1 protein-coding gene is annotated in these 4,873 nt (G+C 39.2%); it reads left to right on the forward strand.

What is annotated here, in order from left to right; all coding sequences use genetic code 11:
• The coding region (locus KKH67_16175; protein ID MBU1320713.1) for a hypothetical protein at nucleotides 1–4,873 on the forward strand (4,873 nt) is incomplete at both ends.

Raw genomic sequence — 4,873 nt, forward strand, 5'->3', positions numbered from 1 at the left:
TGATCTTGCAGTTTTAGATACTATTAATAATAATAATTGGTCAGGTGATGCTTTGTCAGTTGCAAATGGTGGAACAGGAACAAGCACTATTGGCTGGACTGGCTTGCTGACAATTAATAACGGAGTATTTGGAACTACAACTGCAGTAAATAATAGCGGGTGGGTTGATGATGGAACAAATGTAAGGTTAGATTCTATTACGGATAAAGTTGGAATTGGGACAATTGATCCTGGCACTAATAAGGTGAAAATTTATAATGATACTTCTGCAAATCCAACTACATTGTATGTAAATAATGCATATGATAATAATGCATACGCAATTCAAGGGATTGCTAACGGTGTAGGTGGAAATAGCCACTATGCAGGATATTTTGAAGCATCAGGAGCAGCTAATAATTATGGAATATATTCAGTGGCAGCCAAAAATTATTTTTCCGGGAATGTAGGCATCGGGACAACATTTCAAGTAAATAAATTAACTGTCGGTGGTAATACAAGTATTGGTTCAGGATATATGACTACAGTAGGTCCAACAGACGGAATGATAGTAGAAGGGAGTGTCGGTATTGGCATAACAAATCCCGGAACGTATAAACTTAATGTTGCAGGTAGTATTAACGCGATCAGCCTTTATATCTCTGGCGTACAAAAAGATACTGTTTGGGACGCTAAGATGACTAATCCAATGACCGCCGCGGGAGATATTATTTATGGCGGCACTAGTGGAACTCCTACTAGATTGGCTGATATAGCAACAGGAAATGCTTTAATTTCTGGCGGAGTCGGTGTAGCTCCTTCTTGGGGCAAAATTGGCTTAACTACTCATGTTACAGGCACTTTGCCTATTGCAAACGGAGGCACAGGAACAACAACTTTAAATAATCTTATTATTCTTGGCACTCATACAACAGGAAATTATGTAGCAGGAATAACAGCTGGAAACGCGATAACCATTTCAGGAACAGCAGGAGAAGGATGGTCTCCTGCTGTCGCGGTTACAGCTGATAGTATAAATAGTGATGAAATTGAAGATGATAGTTTAGATTTTGTTGATTTTCAAGACATCCTTGATCTTGACGCTTCAACTAAAATTAATTTTGGCGGTAATAATTTCACTATGGATTTAACTGGCACTGGCGATTTTATGATAGCAGACGCTGGAACGCCAATCCATATTTTTGATGATGCAGGCAACGTCGGGATTGGGACGGCGAGTCCTGGAACGTATAAACTTAATGTTGCTGGAAAAATTTATGCGTCAATTCAAGGAACTGTGGCAGGAGAAGTAATAACAGCTGACAGATCTATAACCACTGGCGCAGGATTAACAGGCGGAGGCGACTTAACAGCAAACAGAACTTTTGATGTTGGAGCAGGAACTTGTATCACGGTTAATGCGGACAATGTCGCGGTTACAGCAAATTGTATTAGCGATGCGCAACTTGCTTTTGACACAGGTCAGAATTTAACTACAACCAGCAGCCCTACTTTTGCCGGATTAACATTAAGTGGGAATTTGGTTTTAGGAAGTAATACATTAACAACTTCTAGTACAACGGTTGTGACTAATTTAAATGCAGATAAATTAGATAGTATTGATTCCTTGCAGTTTTTAAGATCTGATGTTACAGATAATTATACTTCAGGAAATTTAACTTTTGACTCAGGGACAACATTAGACATAAACGGAGATATTAGAATAGCTGATACTAGTATTATTTTAGACGGAGGAGCAACTGATTTTATTACGACAGGAAATATTTCTTTTAATACTGATAATTTGGTTATAGATGTTATTAATGCAAGGCTCGGGATTGGGACGGCGAGTCCGGGGGCGAAGTTGAGCGTTCCTGCGGCAACAACCGCGGCAGGCGGAATAGCTTTTGGAACAGATACAAATTTATATAGATCAGCCGTAAACACATTAAAGACAGATGATACATTTCTTGCCGCAAATATTTCAGGAGCAAACACGGGAGACCAGACAATTACTCTTACAGGAGATGTTACTGGAGGTGGAACAGGCAGTTTTGCAACAACGATTTCTGATAACTCCGTAGATGGCACAGATATTGCTTTGGGCTCTGACGCTACAGGAGATATGATGTATTATAATGGCACTGATTGGGCTAGACTTCCGGCTGGCACTAGCGGATATGTTCTTAAATCTCAAGGCGCTGCTATCCCAGTATGGGGAGCGGATACAAATACAGACATTTACTGGACAGGAACATCAACTAATTTAGTTGCCGCGACAGGAAGAACATCTCTTGGATTAGTAATTGGAACAGATGTCCAGGCATATGACGCTGATTTGGCTGATTTGGCAGATGGAACACTAACGGCAACAAAAGTGCAATATGGAGATTTATTTATTACAACAGCAGGAGCAGACGGGCAGGTATGGAAATCAGACGGCACAGGAGCAGGGGTTTGGGGAGCGGATACTAATACAGAATATACAGCAAGCAATGGTCTGACACTTTCTGGAACAGTATTTGAGTTGGGAGGAGCATTATCAAAAACAACAACAATAACTCAAGGAACCTTTGATGTTAATTTTGATTCTAATACTTTAGTAATTAAGGGGACTATGGATAGAGTTGGGATTAGGACATCAGCGCCTCTTACTCAATTAGATGTAAGAAGAAATAATGCTAAAGCTGCTACTGGCGCTTTTGAAAACATTTTTCAGGTAGCAAGCGCTGATGCAACAGATCCTTTAGCTTTGCGTATGGGGATAAAAACAGATGTAACTGGGAGTAATAGATATGGCGCAATTGAAGTAGATGATGCTGGAACAAAACGAGATATTGCATTACAACCTAATGGAGGCAACGTCGGGATTGGGACGACGAGTCCACAGCAGAAATTGCATGTTGAAGGGCAGTGCGTGACAGGAGACACGCTTTTGCCGATTATATCGGCAAAAGAAATAAAAAAAACAGAAACTAAGTTTCCAAATAATTTTTCCCGCCAACGGCGGGAAAAATTATTTGGAAACTTAGTTTCTTCTTCATCCAATAATCAAGTTTCCGAACAAATTAAGGAAGTAGAAATAAAAGATGTAAAAGCAGGTGATTATGTTATGTCTTTAAATGAAAAAACAGGCGAGTTAGAGCCTGCTAAGATTAATGGATTAATGGATATGGGAGTAAAAACTATTTATGAAATGGAAACAGAGGACGGAAAAAAGATTAGGACTACCGGAAACCATCCATATTTAGTGAAGCAAACCAACCAAAAAACCCTTCTTGAAAAAGAAGAGTTTCTTGATGCGGTAGGCAGTGGAATCGAACCACGTACTTTAAAGAGTACCGAACAGGTATCAACTGCCGCTCCTACCATAGGAGAATACCTACCACAAACCTACCGCAATCATAGTATAACAACTGACCAAAATAATAACAACCCCATGAATGAGGTTGTTATTGATGATACTCAGAAGCACGCGCTTCCAACAGTTGATACCCGATATTCACAGTATAACAAAACAGAAAACTTTGTCAAGTGGTGGTGGGAGGATATAAATTTGTCAAATCCTAATTTAGTATCTAATATTTTCTCGTGTATTGATTTCAATAATTTGGATCAACTTTCTGTCCTTGATGATGTTAAAAATAATTCTGATATGAAGTCCGATTTGGATGCGGTATGTATTGCTATAGCCGACAAGCTTTCTGACATTGCGATGTTGGATAGGATGGGAGAAAGAACAGACTGCTTTAATCTCGCGAACGATTTTGTCAGCTGTAATTCTATCAAATCGTCGCAGACGTTTTTGCACTGCTTGGTTGAAAAATTGATAAGTGAACATAATCATGAGATTAAAAATTCTTTTTCAATGTCTTCTGCTTTAACCCAGCCATCATTAGCGTCAGCTTCGGCGACAATTGATTCGTATCTGGCAATCGCGGAAGGCGAACTTAATTCTTTATCCCAATCATCAAGTTCATCTTCTGATAACTTAACGATAAATTCTTTTAATGCCGCTACAGATTCAGCTGTATTAGACATTAAAACACCGACAACGGATTTGTCTTTAATGAATACTGGTTTTGATAATAATGATGAGTTCATAAAATTAAATAATAAAAATAAAATTTCTAACCGTCAGAATCCTCTGCTGAGAGATTCTGACGAGGCCATTTTTGATTACATTACACATAATACCAAAAACAGCGATGGCTTGTCAAATGCCAATCACGCCAACCAAAAAACCGCCAAAGATACTGTCACTCAATTTTCAATTTCCAATTCTCAATTTTCAAACAATGATCAAAAAGAAAATTTCCAATTTCCAATTTTCAATTTCCAAACAATTTCCAATGATCAAATTTCCAATTCTCAAACAATATATCAGGAAAATGAAGAAAGCGCAAAAGATATGGCGGAATTTGGTAGAGACGAGGCAATGCCTCGTCTCTACGATGCTCAAAAGCACGCGCTTCCAACAACAGTCGCAATGGACAATACTGAATGGACAAAGGTTGCGGAATTGGAAGAGGGAATGGAAATTGCTGTTGTTAATGATGGCATGGAAGGAGTTGACTCTGATTTATCTAACGGGGTAAAATTCGTTAAAATTAAACGAATTACAATTCTTCCTCCAGAACAAGTTTATGATATTGAAGTAGAAGGCACGCATAACTTTGTCGCCAATGGAATTATTGCCCATAATACTTATTTTAGCGGCAACGTCGGCATCGGGACGACGAGTCCGGGGGCGAAGTTGGATGTTGAAGTTTCAAGTGGTGGCGCGGCGACTATTGGACATCCAAGCAACAGCGCGACAGGAAATTATGCAATTGCAATGGGTTATAATACAACAGCCAATAACGACAGTGCAACAGCAATGGGTTATGGTACA

This window comes from Candidatus Zixiibacteriota bacterium (genome assembly GCA_018820315.1).
Classification (GTDB): domain Bacteria; phylum Zixibacteria; class MSB-5A5; order JAABVY01; family JAHJOQ01; genus JAHJOQ01.